Consider the following 18,789-nt stretch of genomic DNA (forward strand, 5'->3'; position numbering starts at 1 on the left):
GTCAGGGCGTGGCGGGGGCGGGAGACAGCGCGGGCGGCGTCAGGGGCAAGGTGGTCAGCGGCGCTGGTACCGTGGCCTTTCTATCGCCAGCCATGGGCAGCACCGGCAGCTCGGATGCCGACGGCACGGCGGACAGTATGGGGTGCGCTTGCGGGCTCACCGATTGCTGCTGCACCCGCATCATGTCGTAGCGGTCCAGGGTCAGCGTGCTGCTGGTGTTGGCGTCGCGGACCACGATGGGCCGCAGAAAGACCATCAGATTGGTCTTCTTGCGGGTGCGCGACTCGCTCTTGAAGAAGTTGCCCAGAAACGGCACGTCGCCCAGGCCGGGCACTTTCTCTACGCTGCCCGAGTAGTCGTCCTGCAGCAGGCCGCCCAGCACCACGATGGAGCCGTCGTCCACCATCACGGTGGATTCGATGGAGCGCTTGTTGGTGGTCGGGCCGTTCGAGTTGCTGGCGGTGGCGGCGTCCACGCTGGACACCTCCTGGTAGATCACCATCTTGACCGTGCCGTTCTCGTTGATCTGCGGTCGCACGCGCAGGGTCAGGCCCACGTCCTTGCGCTCCACGGTCTGGAAGGGCGAGCTGGTGCTGGAGCCGTTGTTGGTGGTGTAGGTGCCGGTGACGAAGGGCACGTTCTGGCCGATGATGATCTTGGCTTCTTCGTTGTCCACCGTCAGCAGATTCGGCGTGGACAAGACGTTGCCGGTGCCGGTCTCGTCCATCAGCCGGGCCAGCGCGCCCAGCACATAGGTGCCGCCGATCTTGCTGGCCACACCCAGGTTCAGGCCGTTGCTGAGGGTGGTGCTGGTATTGCCGGCAGCGATGCTGGTGGCCAGGGTGGCCAGGTTGCTGCTGCCGCTGCCGAAGTTGGTGCCCAGGCCCACATTGCCGAGCACGCCTTGCCATTGGATGCCGAACTCGGCAGCCTTGTTGCTGCTGACTTCGACAATCAGGCTTTCTACCAGCACCTGGGCACGCCGGCCGTCGAGCTTGTCGATGACGGCGCGCAGCTGGCGGTACTGGGGCTCGGGCGCGGTGATGATTAGCGCATTGGTTGACGGGTCGGCCTGGATCTGGCCGCCGGTGGACGGCTGGTTGCTGCTGGCGCTGTTCAGGCTGGGGCCGCTGGTGGTGCTACTGCTGCCCGAGGTGGAACTGCTACTACTGCTGCCGGAGCTGCTGGTGTTGGACAAGCCGCTGGAGCTGCTCGTCGGGCTGGAGCTGCTGCCACTGCTGCTGGCGCTGCTACTACCGCTGCCGCTGGCCATGGCGGCGCGCAGGGTCACCGCCATCTTGGTGGCGTCGGCGTTCTTCAGGTACACCACGTAAATGTTGCCAGCATCGCCGTTGCCGCTGCTCATGGTCGGCTGGTCCAGCTTGGCGATCAGCGACTTGACCAGCGACACCCGCGCCGGGTTCGCCGCGCGCAGGATGACCGCATTGCTGCGTGGCTCGGCCAGCATGGTGGTCTTGTACGAGCTGTCGGTCTGGCCGGCGGCCGGGGCTGCGGCGCTGCTGCTGCCGGATTCGACCAGCTTGGTCAGCAGCGGCACCATGTCGGCGGCAATCGCGTATTTGAGCGGGATGATTTCCACGTCGCTGGCGTTCGATACGTCCATGGCCGCGATGATGCGGCCGATGCGGCGCAGGTTGTCGGCGTAGTCGGTGATCACCAGCGAGTTGTTGCCGGGGTTCAGGTTGATGGTGTTGTTCGGGCTGATCAGCGGGCGCAGCACCGGCACCAGGTTGCTGGCGTTCTCGTAGTTCAGCTTGAAGATCTGGGTGACGATCTGGTTGCCGACGGCGGCGTTGTTCTCACCCAGGGTCACCGGGCCGGCCTGCAGCTTGGCGTCGGCCTCGGGCACGATCTTGTCCAGGCCGTTCGACTCCACCACGGTAAAGCCTTGCAGCCGCAGCGTTGCCAGGAACTGGCTGTAGGCGGCGGCCGGCGTCACCGGGCGCTCGGTGCTCAGCGTCATCACGCCTTTGACCCGCGGATCGACCACCACGTTGCGGCCAGTAATGGTGGCCATGGTGCGGGCCACCGATTCGATTTCGGCATTCGCAAAGTTCAGCGTGACGGGCTCGCCGCGCTTGGGGGCTGCAGCCGCGGCCTGGGCCTGTGCATTCAAAGAAAACAGGGCTCCAGCGCAGCTACAGAATGCGCAGACAGCTATGGAAACAATAGCGGGCGAGAAGCGTGAGGGCATGTGCATGGATCAGCCTACTTTGATGATGGCGCGCGCGCCGTCGCGCCGCCCCAGGATGTTGAGAAGATTCGATAAAGCGTCCACCCGGTCCGGGGCCGCGGTGGCAGTGCCGTCAAAGCGCAGCCGGTTGCCGACCCACTGGCCGCTGCCGGTGAGCTGCAGGCTGCCGGCCAGGGTTTCGAGCTGCAGGGTATTCGGGTTGCCGCCGGTCAGGGTCACGCGGTAGCTGCCCATGGGCTTGAGGGTGGACAGGCGCGAGGCCATGTCGATGGCTTCCAGCCGGGCCTGGCCGGCCAGCACCAGGCGGCCGGCGTTCAGCTCGACCACCAGGCCCTGGGTGTCCAGGGTCAGCTGGCCCTCGGGCTGCAGCGTGTTCCAGGGCGCGCCCAGGCCGGCCAGCAGCGGCGCGGGCCAGTGCGACTGGCTGTCGGCCAGAGTGATGTGGGCGCCGCCCCAGCGGGCTGCGGCCTGCACCTGCAGCGGCTGGGCCATGCAGCATTCGGCCCGCAGCTGGGCCGATACGCCCAGGCCGCTGGGCCGGATGCGCCAACGCAGGCGCTCGGGTAGGGCGGTGCTGTCGCGGCTGCCGGCGCCGCCGGCCAGCACCAGCTGGGCCGAGCCGTCCCACAGCGTGCCGCGCGGGTCGGCCAGCTGCACCTGGCCCTGGCTGGCCTGGGCCAGGCCGGCGGCCAGCCAGCGCGCCGGTGCCCAGACCACCAGGGCCAGCAGCAGGCCCAGGCTGGCACCGGTCCAGGCCCAGCGCCAGGGCGCAGCCTCGGCAGTATGGCGGTATGAGCGGCGGGCCATGCAGCGGGTCAGCGGTTGCTGGGCAGGACCAGCACCAGCGAGCCATCCCAGCTGGCGATGGCGGGCGTGCCCGCGTTGGCGGATGTGGCACTGCGCACCAGCCGGGCTTCGGTGGGCAGGGCCCGGGCGTTGATGCGCACCTGGGCCAGCCAGCGCGCCAGGGCGTCGGCCGGGGTGTTCTTCAGGCTGACGGTGACGCGCTCGCCCACGGTGTTCAGCTGGGCCGTGCCACGCAGGTCGGCCTTGACCGAGGCTTCCACGGCGCGCAGTGCGTCGTCAAAGCTGAGCTTGGGCTGGCTTTGCAGGGCCTGGGCTTCGGCCTGCAGGCTGCGCATGGTTTGCAGCTGGGCGTCCAGGCTGCGGTGCTGGGCATCGGCGGCGCGCAGGGTTTGCAGCGCCGGGCCGAGGGCGATCCACCACAGCAGGGCGGCCAGCACCAGGGCCAGCGCGGCCAGCACGCTGCTGCGCTCGCGCGGGGCCAGCGTGTCCCACTGGGCTTGGAGGGAGGTAGGGAGCTTCATGGTGCGGCGCTGGGGGCGGGTTGCAGGACCAGCAGATTGCCTTCGCTGCGCAGGCTGTAGCCCTGGCTGCGTAGCGCGTCCAATACCGGTTGTTCGGTATTGCTGGGCAGGCCTTTGAGCTTGGCCTCGCCGGGTGCGAAGTCCAGCCCGGTGGCGCTGTACTGCGGCGGCAGGGCCGTGCCCAGGGCGCTGAGCATGGCTTCCAGGTCGCGGGCCGAGGTGGCGCCGGCGGCTTGGCGCAGCAGCGCCAGTTCGCGGCCCATCTGTACCGGTGCATCGACCACCACCTTGACGCCGGGGAAGGTCTGCGTCAGCGTGTTGCGGATGGCACTGCGCTTGGCATCCAGGCTGCGCGCCTCGCTCCAGGCCCAGGCGTTCAGGCCGACCAGCTGGGCGACCAGCAGCAGCGCAAAGCCCCAGCGGGCCGCCTGCCATTGCGGGGCCTGCAGCAGCACCGTGGCCTGGGCGGCCAGGCCCTTCCAGGCGCGGCTGCGGCCGGAGTTGCTGAATTCAAACTGCGCCAGATCCCAGCGGCCATGGGCGGCGGCCAGCCAGCGCTCGGCAGCCTGCTGCAGCCGGACGGGGCGTTGCGCCAGCTGTTCGGCCAGCGCTGCCACGCCGGGCTCGGCCACGATGTCGACGTTTTCGGGGGCTTCGGCCTGGGCACCCAGCGCCATGGCCAGGGTGGCGGCACCCAGTGGCAGCAGGCTGACGCCGTGCGGCCCGGTGCTGACCAGCTGGGCCTGCTCGGGGCTGCCGATGGCCTGCAGGCGCACTGCGTCGGGGGCGAATTCGGGCACGATGCGGGCCACCCGGTGCTTGGCGGCTTCCAGCGGGGCCAGTGCGCTGCGCAGCCAGGCGCGGTTGCAGGCGGCGACCCAGACCGGGCCATCGGCCGGGGCATCGGGTTGCAGCGCGAAATGCAGCTCGCTGGGCTCTTCCAGCAGCCGGTCTTCCAGCAGGCCTTCGAGCACGGCGCGCAGCCGCGGCGTGCTGGACGAGCCGCCCAGGGCGCTGCGCTGCAGGCTGCCCTTGGGCAATTCCACCCGGTGCCAGGACAGGGCCTGGGCCGGTACCACGACCACCAGCTCGGCGCCACCGGCGGCCGGCAGCAGGGTGGCTAGCGCGCGGTCGTGGCTGTCCACGTGGCGGCCATCGGCGGTACGCACATAGTCGAACAGGCTCGTGGCGCTGGCAGCACCCGAGGGCTCTAGGGGAAGGAGGACGATCAGTGTGCTCATGGGCTTGGATGGTCGGCCATTGTATGTAGACGGGATGACACTTACGGCGCCAGGTTGCCGGCCGGATCAGCGGCTGCGCGTTCGCGCCAAATGGTGCTGACGTTGATGCCGTCGCGCTGCACCAGCGAGCGCTCCAATACCGTGCTCGGCCCCATGCGCAGCCGGCCCAGCACCTCGAAGTAGCGCGTGCCCACGCCGTGCTCGCTTTCGCTGAAGCTGATGCCCGACTGGTTCAGCACTGTGCTCACATCGGCGGTGCTGCGAAAGTATTTGCTGGCCCGGGCCGCCACCAGCTTTTGTGCGTCGGCCATGGACAGATTGGCCACGCTGGCCACCAGCACGGTGGCACTTGCGGTGTTCAGGTTCACCGGGGTGCGCACCGGCAGCACGCTCACATAAGGTCGCAGCGCCGCCACGGTGGCGGGCTGCAAGCCCAGCCAGCCCAGGTCTTCAGCGCGCCGCGGCATCAGCGGGATGCGGGCGTCGGCGCTGGCGTACTTTGTGGTGTCCAGCGCCAGCTGCAGCTGTTCGGCCAGCAGGTTCAGCTCTTGTGGCGGCAGGTTCAGCTGGGTGAACAGCCGGCCGAAGGCGGCCAGCGAGACCTCGGAAATCTTGTTGTCGTCGACCAGGTTGCGCAGGTTCAGGCGCGACTGCATGTCGCTGATCTGGCCGGACAGAAAGGCATCGACCTGCTCTTCGCTGGTGGCGCCGCCGGTGTTGTTGCGGTCGGCCGCCAGAAAGGTCGACAGACGCGACTCCTGCAGCGGCACGGCCCAGGGCTCGGCCAGGTGGTCGGCGCCGCCGGAGCGCCCGTCCTCGCGCAGGATCAGCCGGGCCCAATCGAGCGCGCCGGTGAGTATCCAGGCCGACTGCATGCGCTGGCGCTCCGCCGCCTCGATCTCCACGCTGCGCCACTGCTGCCACAGCGAGCTAGCTGCCAGGGTGGCGACCAGGGTGACGGTCAGCATGGCCAGCAGCAGGGCCGCACCGCGCTGGTGTTTGCTATTGTTATGAGAGCTTCTGGCGCAGGTGGAATATGCGCTAGATGCCGATTTTCTATATGAACAGCGGAGCCGGTTCATGACTTGCCTCCGCCCACCGTCGGCCTGATCCAGTCGCGGGTCAGCACACCGCTGAGCGCCTGGCCGGGCGGCAGGGTCAGCACCAGGCGCACGCCGTCGGGGATGCTGGTGTCGGCGTTGTTGCCGGTGCCGCCAGCGCTGCTGGACAGCGGGTTGCTCCAGGCGTTGTCGCGGTAATAGAAGATGCGCCATTCGGCCAGCGGGGTAAGCGCGACTTCGGCGCGCTTTTCGGCATCACCCGGGTTTTGCGCCCACTGGGCGGCGGTGGCCCAGGCCTGGGCCAGGGCGCGGCGGTCGGCCAGCTCCGGCGACTGCCAGCGCAGCCATTGGTCGGTGCCGTCCACATTGCGGCGCGACCAGGCGACCACCAGCAGGCCGCGGGCCTGCGGGTCGCTGCTGCGCCGCACCAGGCGCAGGCCGCGGCCGTCCCAGTCGATGGTGGTGGTATTGGGCAGCTGCAGCACCGCGTCCAGGTCGGTGCTCCACTGCGACAGGCCGGCCTGCAGCGTCAGCACCGCGTCGGCGCGCTGCTGGGTCTGGGTCTGGGCCCGGGTCATGCCGTCCAGCCCGCGCCAGCTGAGCACGGCCAGCAGCGCCATCACCATCAGCGCGACCAGCAGCTCGACCAGGGTGAAACCGCGCTGCCGCTGCATTAAAACCTCCCCACGATGGTGGACAGGCGCAGGATGGGTGAGTTGCCGTCGAACACCTGGGCATCGACCCTCCGGAAGCTCGGGTTCGGCGTGGGCAGCACCGACAGGCGCACGTCGTACACGTGGCCGGCCTGTTCGCAGCTCTGGCTGCTGTCGCCCACGCCGGGCATCTGGGTCGACAGGCGCATCTTGATCAGCTCGTTCTCGGCGCACAGATGGGCCAGCAGCACATCGGTCTGGCGCGTGGCATTGGTGGTCAGCGCCTGGGTGGCCTGCAGGCCGGCGATCAGCGCGATGGACACGATGCCCAGGGCGACCAGCACCTCGATCAAAGTAAAGCCACGGGCTTTCATGGCGAGATGGTCTGCACGGTGAACGGCCGCGCGCCGTCGGTGGCGATGCGCAGCGCCTGGGCCGGCTGGCTGATGGACTGCAGCACCACTTCCTGCCGGCCAATCAGCGGCTCGGGGCCGAGTGGCACGGGGGCGGTGTTGCGGGCCACCGTGTCGTTGCCCAGCCAGCGCTCGGGCAGGGCCCCGGTGGGCAGGCCGTCAAACGCAAAGCCCTGGGGCGTGAGTCGCCAGCGCACCGGCACACCGCTGGCGCGCGACTGGGCGCGGGCCGATTCAAACAGGGCCGCCAGCCGGGCCGCGTCGCGCTCCAGCAAGGTCTGGCTGCTGTCGCGCATCGCGAAACCCACGCCGGCGCTGGCGATGGCGATGATGGCGACGACGACCAGCAGTTCTAGAAGGGTGAAGCCCTTCTGGGCAGGGAACAATGGACTACTGCCAACTGCCGATATCGGCATTCTTGCCTTCGCCGCCGGCCTGGCCATCGGCGCCGAAGGACATCACGTCGATCTCGCCTTGCACGCCGGGGTTCAGGTACTGGTAGGGGCGGCTCCAGGGGTCGTTGGGCAGCTTTTCCACATAGGGCTTCCAGTTCGGCGGTACCGGGTTGGTGCTGGGCTTGGCGACCAGGGCTTGCAGGCCTTGTTCGGCCGTGGGGTAGCGCTGGTTGTCCAGCTTGTAGAGCTTCAGGGCCTGCACCAGGTTGTTCACGTCGGTCTTGGCGGCAGTGGCGCGGGCGTCGTCGGCGCGGTCCAGCACATTGGGCACGATCAGTGCGGCCAGCACGCCAATGATGACCAGCACCACCATCAGTTCAATCAAGGTAAAGCCGTGTTGCCAGCGGCGGCGGAGTGCGGTGTGGTGTGTCATGGGCTGCGATGATAATCAATGCATGTTAATCAACGCATCCGACTCTGTTATGGCACGCTGGGCGCCGCGGCTGGTGACCTTTGCCGTCTGGGCCCTGGCCTTGGCGAGTGCCGTGTACTGGGGCTTGAAATCGACCTCCGAGCCCGGCGGCCCGCAGGCGGCAGTGCTGGCCCAGGGCCGTGCGCCCATCGATACCGGCGCTGTCGCCCGCCTGCTGGGCGGGGCGCCGCAGGGGCCGGCAACGGTGGCGCTGGTGAATCCTTCGACCCGGTTCGCACTGGTGGGCGTGATTGCCGGCCAGGGCACGGGCGGCGCGGCGCTGATCGCGGTGGATGGCAAGCCGCCCAAGCCCTACCGCGTGGGCAGCGTGGTGGATGGCGATCTGCTGCTGCAGTCGGTCGCGCCGCGCCGCGCCGAGTTGGCGCCGCGCATGGACGGCCCGGCCGCGTTCGCGCTGGAAATGCCGGCTAGGAAATAGGTACACCCCCAGGCTACACACTGCGTGTTTTCGCCAACGCCCTTGCAGGGGGCAACACCAGCAGCCTGGCGAAGCCAGTTCTGCGGTGTTTCTGGGGGGCGTGGGTTTTGGCTGAAGCGTTATTTAAAGAATATGCACTCGCCGTAGCCGGGTGCGGCCTGCGGCCATTGGCTGGCTTGTGTGATCTGGCGCAGCCCGGCGTGCAGCAGGGAGCAGGCCCGGATGACCCCGGCATGGGTGATCCACAGCGTGGGGCCATCGCCTTTTTCATCCCAGGCAGCTGCTACCCGTTGCATGAACCCTTGCACCGATTCGCCGCCGCCCGGCCGGTGCTGGGCGAAGTCGGCGGTCCAAGCGTCCAGCGCGCTCTGGCCTATGGCGTCCCAGCGCTGGCCTTCCCAGCTGCCGAAATCCATCTCGCGCAGGCGTGGGTCGAGATTAGGCATCAAATCGGGTCTTAGCGCAGATAGAACCTGCGCCAGCTGCTCGCATCTTTGTAGCGTGGAGCTGCGCACATGGCAGCCTGTGGGCAGCATGGCGGCCAGCTTTTCGGCCGCGGCCTGGGTGGCTGGCGCATCGGCTGCCAGGTCCAACGCGCCGTAGCAGATGCCAGTCGCTACCAGCGGCTGGGCGTGGCGCACGGCCCACAAAGTCATCGCAAAGCCGCGGCCGCGCCCAGGTAGAAGGCGATTTCACAGACCTGCTGGGTGGCGCCCAGGCAGTCGCCGGTAAAGCCCTGCAGCCGTCGCACAAACAGTCGGCGCATCCAGAACAGGGCCAGGCCGCTGCCAACCATGCCTGCTATTAAAAATGTAGCTCCTTGCGCATACAGTACCAGCGCCAGCGGCATAAAACACCATAGGAATGCAATCGCCAGGGCGGCGTGGCTGATCTGCTCGGCCAGCGGCTTGCTCTTGGAGGTGGCGGCGTCGCCCACATGCGGCAGCCAGCGCACCAGCAGCAGCGGGCAAAAGCGCGACCACACATGGCCGCCGACCAGGGCCGCCAGCAAGGCGGTGCCACTGTAGGCGTCCAGCAAGGCCAGCAACGCGACCTTGGCCAGCAGCGCCAGCACCAGCGCCATGGCGCCAAAAGCACCGACGCGCGAGTCCTTCATGATCTCCAGCGCCCGGTCGCGGTTGGCGCTGCCGCCCAGGCCGTCGGCTACATCGGCCAGGCCGTCTTCATGGAAGCCGCCGGTCAGCAGCACCGTGGCGATGGTGCACAGCACCGCGGTCACCAGCGCATTGCCCGGTCGCCCGTGCAGTAGCGTGCCGCTGGCGGCGGCCACCGTGCAGGCCACCAAGGCCACCAGCCAGCCGACGCCGGGGAAGTGCGCTGCACTGGCGCGCAGCATCGCCGGGCTGTAGCCGACCCAGGCCGCCAGCCGCCCAGTGACCGGGATGCGGGTGAAGAACTGGACGGCTAGCAGGTAGTGGCGCAGGGCATCCACATCAGCTCTGCAGGAACAGGCGGTACACCGGGTTCAGGGTTTCTTCGACACAGGGGTAGTCGAGCGTATCGCGGAATGTGGCAAACGCCTTGTCGTCGGCCTTGGGCACCTGGATGCCGACCAGGATACGGCCGTAGTCGGCGCCCTGGTTGCGGTAGTGGAACAGGGTGATGTTCCAGCCCGGACGCATCAGGCTCAGGAACTTCATCAGCGCGCCCGGCCGTTCGGGGAAGGTGCAGCGCAGCAGACGCTCGTCCTGGGCCAGAGCGGAATGGCCGCCAACCATGTGGCGGATGTGCTCCTTGGCGAGTTCGTCGTGGGTCAGGTCCAGCGCCTTGAAGCCATGCTTGCTGAAGTTGGCCGCGATTTTCTGCGATTCGCCCTTGGCCGAGGTGGTCAGGCCGACAAACACATGGCCTTTGACGGCGTCGCTGATGCGGTAGTTGAACTCGGTCACATTGCGCGGGCCGCCGGGCAGCTGGCCAATCAGCTCGCAAAAGCGCTTGAAGCTGCCGCGCTCTTCGGGCATGGTGACGGCAAACAGCGCTTCGCGCTCCTCGCCGACCTCGGCGCGCTCGGCGACGAAGCGCAGGCGGTCGAAGTTCATGTTGGCGCCGCACAGGATGACGGCGTAGGTTTCGCCCTTCTTCTTGTGCTTGGCCACGTACTGCTTGACCGCAGCCACGGCCATGGCGCCCGACGGTTCGACGATGCTGCGGGTGTCGACGAACACGTCCTTGATGGCCGCGCAGACGGCATCGGTGTCGACGGTGATGTATTCGTCCACCAGATGCCGGGCCACGCGGAAGGTTTCTTCGCCGACCAGCTTGACGGCCGTGCCATCGGCAAACAGGCCGACATCGGCCAGGGTCACGCGCTTCTTGGCGTTCACCGACTGCAGCATGGCGTCGGAATCATTGGTTTGCACGCCGATCACTTTGATCTCGGGCCGCACGGCCTTGATGTAGTTGGCCACGCCAGAGATCAGGCCGCCGCCGCCAATGGCGACGAACACCGCATCCAGCTTCTGCGAGCCCAGGCCTTGCAGCTGGCGCAGGATTTCCATCGCAATCGTGCCTTGGCCGGCAATCACGTCCGGGTCGTCAAAGGGGTGGACAAAGGTCAGGCCCTGCTTTTTTTGCAGTTGCAGCGAATGGTTGTAGGCGTCGGTATAGCTATCGCCAAACAGCACGACTTCACCACCCAGCGCGGCCACGGCATCCACCTTCACCTGGGGTGTGGTGGTCGGCATGACGATGACGGCGCGGGCGCCGAGCTTGCGCGCGCTCATGGCCACGCCCTGGGCGTGGTTGCCGGCCGAGGCGCAGATCACGCCCTTCTTCAGCTGCTGTGGCGTCAGGTGTGCCATCTTGTTGTAGGCGCCGCGCAGCTTGAAGCTGAACACCGGCTGGGTGTCTTCGCGCTTGAGCAGCACGGTACTGCCCAGGCGGCTGCTGAGATTGCGTGCGGGTTCCAGGGCGGTTTCAACCGCTACGTCGTAGACGCGGGCGGTGAGAATCTTCTTCAGATAGTCGGCGGGGGTCAGCGGCTGGGGTGCCTTGGGGGCTTTGGCGGGCTTGGCGGATGCGGTCGTCATGGGTTCTCCTCGGTCGTCGATGATAAGGGGCCGGTCCATACCACTGGCTCAGACGTAAAAAAGCATAAAAAAAGCCCCGAGTCGTAAGACTCGGGGCTTAAATCCACCTTTTCAGAGGGTGGAGGAGACAAGCGGTGCAACAAAGAAACTCTGTTGCGATGCCTCAATTCTAGTCGTTTTCCCTTAGAGATGTTGCGTTGCAGCAAGTTGGGTGTTGCGAAAAACGTGAAGAAGTTGGCGCCGGAGGGCAAAATCCAGGCTGCACCAGACAATCTGGGTTTGTTACTGAAAGACACCAATGGAATGCACAGTCAGTTGGACCGGCGCAGCGGGTACCCGCTCCGGCATGGGTTTTGTTGCCGAAACCGGCAGCGGCCACACTTTGACCATGGACGGCGCGCCCGACAGCGCTAAGCCGGAAAACGGCGGCCAGAACCTGGCGCCGCGCCCGATGGAAACCCTGCTGGCCGGCACCGGCGGCTGCACCGCCTATGACGTGGTGCTGATCCTGAAGCGCGGCCGCCACGATGTGCGCGGCTGTTCGGTCAAGCTGGCCGCCGACCGCGCCGAGGTCGATCCCAAGGTGTTCACCAAGATCAATATGCACTTCACCGTGACCGGTAAAGGCATTCCGGCAACTGCGGTGGAGCGGGCGATTGCCATGAGCCACGACAAATACTGCTCGGCGACCATCATGCTGGGCAAGACGGCCGAGATCACCACCAGCTTTGACCTAGTCGAAGCAGCCTAAATCCGGTGCGCCACCGTTGTCATCACCTTGGCGGCCAAGGTCATCAGGGTTTTGACCGGGGCGGGTAAATCCAGCGCCCCCGCCTGCTGGGCCTGCTGGGCGTGGCGTTCTTCGTCGTCTTTCATTTGCACCACGATGGCCTTGGACGCATGGTCGTTGGCGGGTAAACCGTCCAGATGACTTTGCAGGTGGGCCGCTACCTGGTTTTCGGTTTCCACCACAAAACCCAGACTCCAGCGGTCGCCACCCAGCTGACCCGCGATTGCGCCCAGGCCAAACGCGCCGGCGTACCAAAGCGGATTCAGCAGGCTGGGGCGGGCTCCCAGTTCGTCCAGGCGCTGCCGCGTCCAGGCCAGGTGGTCGGTTTCCTCGGCCGCCGCATGTTCAAAATGGCGGCGCAAGGCCGGGCTCTTGGTGACCAGCGCCTGCGCGGTGTACAGCGCCTGTGCGCATACCTCGCCTACGTGGTTAACCCGCATTAGCGCGCCGGCATGGGCTTTCTCGGCGGCGCTCAGCTCGGTCGTTCCTTCGGGAACGGTGGGGCGGCTGCGGCTGGCGTGGGGGATGGTGAAGAGTGTGCGTAGCATCGAGTCGGCGGTACGGCAGACTTGGTCGACAGAGGGCAAGGCGGGTAGCTGCATGCGGATAGCGTCAGGTAGGGACAGGCATCCACTGTAAAGCACGCCAGCGGCATCGGGTCCGGGCAAAAAAAAGTCCTCCACCAGGGAGGACTTTTGCAGGGCCGGCCACAGGGGCCGCGATCTCAGAAGCGGTGGCGGATGCCAAAGGCCACGTTGGTCGAGTCGGTACCCGCAGAGGCGGTGACGCCCCCCAGGAAGCCGTTGCCGCCGGGGGCAATTTGCGAGGTGTTCTTGTTGTTGAAGCGGGTCAGCACGGCATTCAGGTCGGTACGCTTGGACAGAGCGTAGGTGTAGGCCACACCGTACGACGAGCGATCGGCGTTGGCTGCCGTCTTGTCGTTCATGGTGTTGTAGGCCACCGTCGTCGTATGCGGGCCCATGGTCATGCGGTAGCCGACGTGGAACAGGTTGGAATGCTGTTTGAAGGTGTTGATAAAGGCATTTTGCACGGCGGTGGCTGCCGCCGATCCGGCTGCGGCTGCGGCTGCGGCTGAAATGCCCGGATTGGCAGCTGTTATTGCTGCAGTTGCACCAGGCGTCAAGGCTGCCGCTATCGTAGACAGGCTGGCCGGATGGTCGTCCTTGATGGTGGCGAACATTGTGCTTAAGGTGCCGGGGCCAAGATCAGCCGAAGCGCCCAAAATGGCATTGGTCAGTGATTTTTGACCTAGTTCGTTTTTCTGTGTGTTGTAGCCTGTACCGATGGCGAAACCCTCGCCTTTGTACGTGGCCATGGCGCCCAGCAAGCGGTTGGCGGAACTATTGCCTGCCACTTCGCCCATGGCGTACATCGCAGTCGCGGTCAAGCCGCCGGTTTTGATGGCGTATTGCAGCGAATTGCTGACACGGATGGTGAACGATGCGGGAACCGACACCAGTTGGCCCAATGCCAGGCTGGACTCGGTTTTCATCGAGTCAAAGCTGGCCGACGCCAAGTAGCCTGGTGTGTACTGGCGGCCTGCCGTAATTGCGCCTACTGGCGTGATCAGGCCCACATAGGCTTGGCGGTCAAACAGATTCTTGTCCACATTGTTCACGCCGATGCGTGCACCGATGACGGCATCGGCGGCGGTGACTAAGCCTTGCAATGATGCGGGCAAACCCATTTGGGTGGCGACCGAGGCCCGATCGGGCAGCTGTGCGCCGGAGGCTGGAGTATTGAAGACGGAACCATTGTCGATTTCAAACCGATTTTCCAGAGTGAAGATGGTTTTCCAACCACCGCCCAAATCCTCGCTGCCCTTGAGGCCCCAACGCGAACCTTCCATGATGCCGCTAGCGAGCTGGGTGACCGATCCTTGCTTGAGCCCTGTGACATGGTTGAAGCCGACATCGGCCAGCCCATACAGCGTGACGCTGCTGGTGGGGGTTTCTTGCGCCATAGCCGTTGTGGCCATGCAGCCCAGCACTGCGGCCGCTACCAAAGTCATTCTTGTCATATGTTCTCCAAAGTTGTTCACAAAAGCCCCCAGTTGTCCGAGCAAGGCTGCATTTACCGTTCCCGCGAACCTTAAGTTTTTACCATCGGCATCACGTGCTTTGTATGGTGCCGAGTAAGTTACCGGTAAAAGTCGCTTCTGCGACTTTTTTGTAAAGGGAAAACCCTTTACGCCTCTGGAAGCGATGTAAAGATTGCGTTGTTTAAAGCCCACAAAGGGAACTTTTTTCCCCCGCTAGTCACGCGATTGTCCGAACACGTCTGTTGTAATCGCTTCAGCTTCTGAAACAAGGAGTGGCGTCGCGGTAGCAGCCCGGCTGTGTACCCGGCAACTTTCAATCTTTGGAGAATTTGAATGAAAAAATCCCTGATCGCTTTGGCTGTACTCGCCGCCTCCGGCGCCGCCATGGCCCAATCTACCGTTACTTTGTACGGTTTGATCGATGCAAGCATCCAAGTTGTTAAGACTCCTTCTTACAACACCACTACCGGTGCTCTGACCAGCCTGTCCCAAACCAACCTGACCTCTGGTGGTCAAAACGGTAGCCGTTGGGGCCTGAAGGGTTCTGAAGATCTGGGCGGTGGTTTGAATGCCGTGTTCGATCTACAAAGCGGTTTCAACGTTGACACGGGCGTCAGCGGTCAAGGCGGCGCATTGTTTGGCCGTCACGCATTCGTCGGTCTGAGCGGTGGTTTCGGTACGCTGACCTTTGGTCGTCATGACACCTCGTACGACGATGTCAAGGGCAACGTTTTGGCTTCTGCCAACAACTCGTTTGACGCTGCAAACGGTGCTGGCGTGAGCGCTGCAACCTATGCAACCATCGTCAACCCAGCTGCTACCGCCGCACAGATCTTGGCTGTTGCCAACATCTATGGTGCTAACACTGGCGCTTGGACCGGTTACAACTCCCGCGTGAACAACAGCATCAAGTACCAAACCAACAACTACGGTGGCTTCAGCGCTGGCGTGACCTACGGTTTGGGCGAAGACAAGACGGCTACCGTCAAGGCAACCCACACTCTGTCTTTGAACGCCCAGTACGCTAACGGCCCCATCGGCGCTGCAGTGGCTTACCAAGAAGAAACTCTGTCCAAGACGGCAGCCAAGACGGTTTACCTGAAGAACACGCTGATCGGCGGTAGCTACGACTTCGGCGTTGCCAAGCTGTACGCTGCTTACAACCAAGCCAAGGTAACCGACATTGACAGCCAGAAGGAATCCGCTCTGGGCGTGTCCGTGCCAGTCGGTGCTTTGACTCTGCGTGCAGAAGTTGCCCGTTCGAAGGGTGACTTGCTGGGCAAGAACTCCGGCTACGATTTGGAAGCCCTGTATGACCTGAGCAAGCGTACCACTGTGTACACTTCCTACGTCAGCACTAAGCACGAAGTTGTGGATGACAAGCGCACCAGCGCTTTCGCAGTCGGCCTGCGCCACAAGTTCTAATCTAACGCTGGCTTAAAACCAAAAACCCCGCTGTGGCAACACAGCGGGGTTTTTTCATGCCTGCCTGTTTATGTTCAAGCCGATTCGGCTTCGGGCGCTGCGGGCTTTTTGTTCTTCCGCGCATCCTTCTTGGCCTGGCGGGCCGCATCGGCAGCCTGTCCGGCGGCTAGCCAGCTGGCGAATTCTTCGGGAGTTTCCAGCGTGACCCGGCCCAGGGTGGCGGAGCGGAATTCGGTCAGCACGATCTCGGCGGCTTTTTGCAGGTTGACCTTGCCCTTGCCCAGCAGGCCGCCGCGCTTGCGGGCGATCTCGGTCAGTACGCCGATATCGGTCAGGCCCAGAATCGGGTCCAGCTTGTAGCGTTCTTCGACCTGGCCCGCATAGTGTTTCTGCAGGATCAGCAGCAGCTCCAGCGCCACTTCTTCTTCGTCAAACGCATTTCGGCCGATCGAGCCGCAGGCTGCCAGGTGGTAGCCGCTTTGCTCGACGATGATGCGCGGCCACAGCATGCCCGGGGTGTCGTAGGCGTAGAAGTCGTCGGCCAGCACGATACGCTGCTCCAGCTTGGTGATGCCGGCCTCGTCGCCGGTCTTGGCGGCGCGCTTGCCCTTCAAGGTGTTGACCAGGGTGGACTTGCCCACATTCGGTACACCGCAGATCAATACCCGCATCGGCTTGACCATGCCGCCGCGCAAGGGCGCCAGCAGGCGGCAGGCAGGGATCAGCCGTTGGGCGGGCGCGGTTTCGCTGGCGTCCAGGGCGATGGCACGGGTGCCGGGCAGGGCGTTGTAGTAGTCCAGCCAGAGTGCGGTGCGCGCCGGGTCGGCAATATCCTGCTTGTTCAGGATCTTGAGAGTCGGCGTGCTGCCGATCAGCTCGGCCAGCATGGGGTTGGCGCTGGAGCCGGGCATGCGGGCGTCCAGCAGCTCGATCACCACGTCGGTCTCCTTGAGGCGTTCGGTGATGGCTTTCTTGGTCAGATGCATGTGACCGGGGAACCATTGGATGGCCATAGCTTTTTATCTTTCTTTAAGATTTGCGCTGCAGCGCAAGTCGTTTTCTATACTTTGGATGCGCCGAAGGACACCAGATCCAGCGGCAGCGCCGTGGTGGATTTGATCTGTTCCATGGAAAAGGCGGAAGATACGCCGCTCAAGGGCACGGCCTGTATGAGTTTTTTGTAGAAGCGATCGTAACCGCCGATGTCGGTGGTCACTACTTTCAGCAGATAGTCCACGTCGCCGCTCATGCGGTGTAGCTCCTGCACCTCGGGCAGGCTGGCCGCAGCAGCTGCAAATTGGGCCAGCCAGGCTTCGTCGTGCTGCTGGGTGCGCACGCTGACGAACACGGTCACCGGTAGGCCGACCTTGTGCCGGTCCACCAGGGCCACGCGGCCGGTGACATAGCCCTCGTCTTCCAGGCGCTTCAGCCGTTTCCAGCAGGGTGTGCTGGACAGGCCTACGCGCTCGGCCAGAGCGGCCACGGACAGGCTGCCGTCCAACTGCAGCGCACCCAGAATCGCGTAGTCCAGGCGGTCAAGTGGATTCATGCTGTATTTTATAAATTTGTAAGATATACATTCTAATTTAACCCGATTATTTAAGAATTTTGGTATCTTTATTCGCGTTTCAATGGCTAGGATAGACCGCCATGACTACCGATATCTACCTGGATTGCAATGCCACCACCCCGGTGCTACCGGCCGCCTTGGCCGCTGCACAGAATGCCATGGGGGCGCTGTTCGGCAACCCCAGCAGCAGCCACACCACGGGCCTGCAAGCCCGGCACATTGTCGACAGCGTGCGGGCTTGCGCAGCCCGGGTGCTGGGCAGTGGCGACGGCCAACTGGTGTTTACCAGCGGCGCAACCGAAGGCATACAGACGGCGGTGCTGTCCGCGCTATGCGCTGTGCGCGACCGGCAGGCGCGCGGCGAGGCCGTGGGCCGGCTGCTGCTGTACGGCGCTACCGAGCACAAGGCCGTGCCGCAAAGCCTGGCGCACTGGAACGCGGTGCTGGGCCTGCAGCTCGAGTTGCGTGCCCTGCCGGTCGATGCCGAGGGTCGGCACGACCTGGCCGTGCTGCGCGCGCTGGCGCCGCAGGCCGCGCTGGTCTGCACCATGGCGGCGAACAACGAAACCGGTGTGGTGTCGGATCTGGCGGGCATTGAGGCCGTGCTGAATGGTGTGGCGCCGCAGGCCTACTGGCTGGTGGACTGCGTGCAGGCCCTGGGCAAGCTGCCCTTGCAACTGGCGCAGACCCGCATCGACTACGCGCCGTTTTCCGGCCACAAGCTGTATGCGCCCAAGGGCATAGGCCTGCTGTATGTGCGCAGCGGCGCGCCGTTCACCCCGTTGCTGGCCGGCGGCGGCCAGGAGGCTGGCCGGCGCGCGGGCACGGAGAACATGGTCGGCATCGCCGCGCTGGGCGCGGTGCTGCAGGCGCTGGAAGACGGTGGCAGCTTTTGCAGTCCATCCCAGATGCTACAGTTTAGAGAGCGGCTGGCGCAGAGTCTGCAGGCGGCCTGGCCCGATATTGTCTTCAACGCACCGTTTGCCACGGCTTTGCCGACAACGCTGAACTTCTCGGTGCCCGGCGTGGCCAGCAGCGTGATTGTCGACCTGCTGGATGCCGCTGGCGTGCGGGTCAGCGCGGGCAGCGCCTGCTCGGCCCAGCTGGCTGCCCCCAGCTATGTGCTGCAGGCCATGGGCGTGCCGGACTGGCAGGCGGCGTCGGCCGTGCGCCTGTCGTTTGGCGCGCTGGCCGACGATGCCTTCATCGATGCCGCCTGTGCGCGGATTGCCCGTTGCGGTGCGGCCTGGCGTGCCGAGGTGGCTCCGCCCTTGCCGGACGCTCTGCCCCCACGCCATGGCCCGGCGCTGGCCGACGACCCGGCCATGCATCTGCAGCCTGAGGGCTTGAACAACTTTTTGCGCAACCACCCCGAAGCCGTGCTGGTCGACGTGCGCGAGGCCTATGAACACCGCGCCGATCCGCAGCCCTTGCGTTTTGGCCGGGCGGTGCGGAATGCGCCGCTGGGCCGCCTGGGGCCGGAGCTGGCCGACTGCCTGGGCGATCCGGTCGTGCCCCTGGTGTTTTTCTGCCGCAGCGGCCGGCGCAGCCTGCGTGCGGTGCAGACCTTGCGCCAGCTCGGCTATGCGCAGGTCTGGCAGGTGGTAGGCGGTTTAGCTACGAATAGCATAGCTGCCAGCGCAGACTAGGTAAGCGCCAGAGGCCTAAAAGGCTT

At 65.2% G+C, this 18,789-nt stretch carries 20 protein-coding genes; 4 read left to right on the forward strand and 16 right to left on the reverse strand.

Annotated features, from left to right (window positions below):
• Position 1 precedes the first annotated feature (1 nt).
• From gspD to gspG, 9 genes are read right to left on the reverse strand one after another with little or no spacing between them, the layout of a single operon-like run.
• Entirely contained in the window at positions 2-2,221 is a 2,220-nt protein-coding gene (gene gspD, locus J2X19_RS20635; RefSeq protein WP_405048705.1) for a type II secretion system secretin GspD, read from the reverse strand.
• Positions 2,222-2,224: 3 nt separating this feature from the next.
• Positions 2,225-3,022: a type II secretion system protein N gene (locus J2X19_RS20640; RefSeq protein WP_116604198.1), complete on the reverse strand. Its 798-nt coding sequence runs from the start codon at positions 3,020-3,022 to the stop codon at positions 2,225-2,227.
• Between the two features lie 8 nt (positions 3,023-3,030).
• Complete coding sequence (gspM, locus tag J2X19_RS20645) at positions 3,031-3,543, reverse strand: type II secretion system protein GspM (RefSeq protein WP_310376090.1); 513 nt, start codon at positions 3,541-3,543, stop codon at positions 3,031-3,033.
• A complete protein-coding gene (gene gspL, locus J2X19_RS20650) occupies positions 3,540-4,784 on the reverse strand; it encodes a type II secretion system protein GspL (protein WP_310376092.1) in 1,245 nt (414 codons plus the stop codon). The genes gspM and gspL overlap by 4 nt, the downstream gene beginning before the upstream one ends.
• Positions 4,785-4,825: 41 nt before the next feature.
• Positions 4,826-5,866 (reverse strand): type II secretion system minor pseudopilin GspK, encoded by a 1,041-nt coding sequence (gspK, locus tag J2X19_RS20655; protein WP_405048706.1) that lies wholly within the window; start codon positions 5,864-5,866, stop codon positions 4,826-4,828.
• Positions 5,863-6,519 carry a PulJ/GspJ family protein gene (locus J2X19_RS20660; protein ID WP_310376096.1) on the reverse strand — a complete coding sequence of 219 codons (657 nt, stop codon included), beginning with the start codon at positions 6,517-6,519 and terminating at the stop codon, positions 5,863-5,865. Before J2X19_RS20660 ends, gspK begins: the two co-directional genes overlap by 4 nt.
• Positions 6,519-6,872 carry a type II secretion system minor pseudopilin GspI gene (gspI, locus tag J2X19_RS20665; protein WP_310376098.1) on the reverse strand — a complete coding sequence of 118 codons (354 nt, stop codon included), beginning with the start codon at positions 6,870-6,872 and terminating at the stop codon, positions 6,519-6,521. Before gspI ends, J2X19_RS20660 begins: the two co-directional genes overlap by 1 nt.
• Entirely contained in the window at positions 6,869-7,327 is a 459-nt protein-coding gene (locus J2X19_RS20670; protein ID WP_310376100.1) for a prepilin-type N-terminal cleavage/methylation domain-containing protein, read from the reverse strand. The genes gspI and J2X19_RS20670 overlap by 4 nt, the downstream gene beginning before the upstream one ends.
• Positions 7,302-7,739, reverse strand: coding sequence for a type II secretion system major pseudopilin GspG (gene gspG / locus J2X19_RS20675; RefSeq protein WP_310376102.1), 438 nt, complete (start codon positions 7,737-7,739; stop codon positions 7,302-7,304). Before gspG ends, J2X19_RS20670 begins: the two co-directional genes overlap by 26 nt.
• A 49-nt stretch (positions 7,740-7,788) precedes the next feature.
• Between gspG and J2X19_RS20680 the strand changes: the two genes are divergently transcribed.
• Positions 7,789-8,217, forward strand: a complete 429-nt coding sequence (locus J2X19_RS20680) for a type II secretion system protein N (protein ID WP_310376104.1) — start codon at positions 7,789-7,791, stop codon at positions 8,215-8,217.
• Between the two features lie 119 nt (positions 8,218-8,336).
• Here the strand turns inward: J2X19_RS20680 and J2X19_RS20685 are convergent, their stop codons facing one another.
• From J2X19_RS20685 to ilvA, 3 genes are read right to left on the reverse strand one after another with little or no spacing between them, the layout of a single operon-like run.
• Entirely contained in the window at positions 8,337-8,873 is a 537-nt protein-coding gene (locus tag J2X19_RS20685) for a histidine phosphatase family protein (RefSeq protein ID WP_310376106.1), read from the reverse strand.
• A complete protein-coding gene (locus tag J2X19_RS20690; protein WP_310376108.1) occupies positions 8,870-9,670 on the reverse strand; it encodes an adenosylcobinamide-GDP ribazoletransferase in 801 nt (266 codons plus the stop codon). Before J2X19_RS20690 ends, J2X19_RS20685 begins: the two co-directional genes overlap by 4 nt.
• 1 nt (position 9,671) lies before the next feature.
• Positions 9,672-11,267, reverse strand: coding sequence for a threonine ammonia-lyase, biosynthetic (gene ilvA / locus J2X19_RS20695; protein ID WP_310376110.1), 1,596 nt, complete (start codon positions 11,265-11,267; stop codon positions 9,672-9,674).
• A 298-nt stretch (positions 11,268-11,565) separates the two neighbouring features.
• On the opposite strand from ilvA, the gene J2X19_RS20700 reads away from it, so the two are divergent.
• Complete coding sequence (locus tag J2X19_RS20700; protein WP_116604186.1) at positions 11,566-12,018, forward strand: OsmC family protein; 453 nt, start codon at positions 11,566-11,568, stop codon at positions 12,016-12,018.
• On the opposite strand, the gene coq7 is transcribed toward J2X19_RS20700, so the two are convergent.
• Together coq7 and J2X19_RS20710 are read right to left on the reverse strand one after the other, a co-directional pair.
• Positions 12,015-12,644, reverse strand: a complete 630-nt coding sequence (coq7, locus tag J2X19_RS20705) for a 2-polyprenyl-3-methyl-6-methoxy-1,4-benzoquinone monooxygenase (RefSeq protein ID WP_310376113.1) — start codon at positions 12,642-12,644, stop codon at positions 12,015-12,017. The two genes, J2X19_RS20700 and coq7, sit on opposite strands and share 4 nt — an antisense overlap.
• 137 nt (positions 12,645-12,781) lie before the next feature.
• Positions 12,782-14,311: a porin gene (locus tag J2X19_RS20710; RefSeq protein ID WP_310376115.1), complete on the reverse strand. Its 1,530-nt coding sequence runs from the start codon at positions 14,309-14,311 to the stop codon at positions 12,782-12,784.
• Positions 14,312-14,452: 141 nt separating this feature from the next.
• On the opposite strand from J2X19_RS20710, the gene J2X19_RS20715 reads away from it, so the two are divergent.
• Positions 14,453-15,544, forward strand: coding sequence for a porin (locus J2X19_RS20715; protein ID WP_310376117.1), 1,092 nt, complete (start codon positions 14,453-14,455; stop codon positions 15,542-15,544).
• Positions 15,545-15,618: 74 nt separating this feature from the next.
• Here the strand turns inward: J2X19_RS20715 and ylqF are convergent, their stop codons facing one another.
• Positions 15,619-16,557: a ribosome biogenesis GTPase YlqF gene (gene ylqF, locus J2X19_RS20720; RefSeq protein ID WP_310376119.1), complete on the reverse strand. Its 939-nt coding sequence runs from the start codon at positions 16,555-16,557 to the stop codon at positions 15,619-15,621.
• A gap of 47 nt (positions 16,558-16,604) precedes the next feature.
• Complete coding sequence (locus J2X19_RS20725; RefSeq protein WP_116604181.1) at positions 16,605-17,093, reverse strand: Lrp/AsnC family transcriptional regulator; 489 nt, start codon at positions 17,091-17,093, stop codon at positions 16,605-16,607.
• A gap of 101 nt (positions 17,094-17,194) precedes the next feature.
• On the opposite strand from J2X19_RS20725, the gene J2X19_RS20730 reads away from it, so the two are divergent.
• The gene (locus J2X19_RS20730) at positions 17,195-18,763 is read left to right on the forward strand and encodes an aminotransferase class V-fold PLP-dependent enzyme (protein ID WP_310376122.1); all 1,569 of its coding nucleotides are present in this window, start codon (positions 17,195-17,197) and stop codon (positions 18,761-18,763) included.
• The last annotated feature ends 26 nt before the right edge of the window (positions 18,764-18,789 follow it).

It is taken from the genome of Rhodoferax ferrireducens (assembly GCF_031458075.1).
Taxonomy (GTDB): domain Bacteria; phylum Pseudomonadota; class Gammaproteobacteria; order Burkholderiales; family Burkholderiaceae_C; genus Rhodoferax_B; species Rhodoferax_B ferrireducens_A.

Bases quoted from the DNA above. Each gene is read 5' to 3' on its own strand.
- J2X19_RS20685 (WP_310376106.1), bottom strand. From the start codon at position 8,873: ATGACTTTGTGGGCCGTGCGCCACGCCCAGCCGCTGGTAGCGACTGGC.
- gspD (WP_405048705.1), bottom strand. From the start codon at position 2,221: ATGCACATGCCCTCACGCTTCTCGCCCGCTATTGTTTCCATAGCTGTC.
- ilvA (WP_310376110.1), bottom strand. From the start codon at position 11,267: ATGACGACCGCATCCGCCAAGCCCGCCAAAGCCCCCAAGGCACCCCAG.
- gspL (WP_310376092.1), bottom strand. From the start codon at position 4,784: ATGAGCACACTGATCGTCCTCCTTCCCCTAGAGCCCTCGGGTGCTGCC.
- gspK (WP_405048706.1), bottom strand. From the start codon at position 5,866: ATGAACCGGCTCCGCTGTTCATATAGAAAATCGGCATCTAGCGCATAT.
- J2X19_RS20730 (WP_310376122.1), top strand. From the start codon at position 17,195: ATGACTACCGATATCTACCTGGATTGCAATGCCACCACCCCGGTGCTA.
- gspM (WP_310376090.1), bottom strand. From the start codon at position 3,543: ATGAAGCTCCCTACCTCCCTCCAAGCCCAGTGGGACACGCTGGCCCCG.
- gspG (WP_310376102.1), bottom strand. From the start codon at position 7,739: ATGACACACCACACCGCACTCCGCCGCCGCTGGCAACACGGCTTTACC.
- J2X19_RS20680 (WP_310376104.1), top strand. From the start codon at position 7,789: ATGGCACGCTGGGCGCCGCGGCTGGTGACCTTTGCCGTCTGGGCCCTG.
- ylqF (WP_310376119.1), bottom strand. From the start codon at position 16,557: ATGGCCATCCAATGGTTCCCCGGTCACATGCATCTGACCAAGAAAGCC.
- J2X19_RS20660 (WP_310376096.1), bottom strand. From the start codon at position 6,519: ATGCAGCGGCAGCGCGGTTTCACCCTGGTCGAGCTGCTGGTCGCGCTG.
- J2X19_RS20670 (WP_310376100.1), bottom strand. From the start codon at position 7,327: ATGCCGATATCGGCAGTTGGCAGTAGTCCATTGTTCCCTGCCCAGAAG.
- gspI (WP_310376098.1), bottom strand. From the start codon at position 6,872: ATGAAAGCCCGTGGCTTTACTTTGATCGAGGTGCTGGTCGCCCTGGGC.
- J2X19_RS20700 (WP_116604186.1), top strand. From the start codon at position 11,566: ATGGAATGCACAGTCAGTTGGACCGGCGCAGCGGGTACCCGCTCCGGC.
- J2X19_RS20725 (WP_116604181.1), bottom strand. From the start codon at position 17,093: ATGAATCCACTTGACCGCCTGGACTACGCGATTCTGGGTGCGCTGCAG.
- J2X19_RS20640 (WP_116604198.1), bottom strand. From the start codon at position 3,022: ATGGCCCGCCGCTCATACCGCCATACTGCCGAGGCTGCGCCCTGGCGC.
- J2X19_RS20715 (WP_310376117.1), top strand. From the start codon at position 14,453: ATGAAAAAATCCCTGATCGCTTTGGCTGTACTCGCCGCCTCCGGCGCC.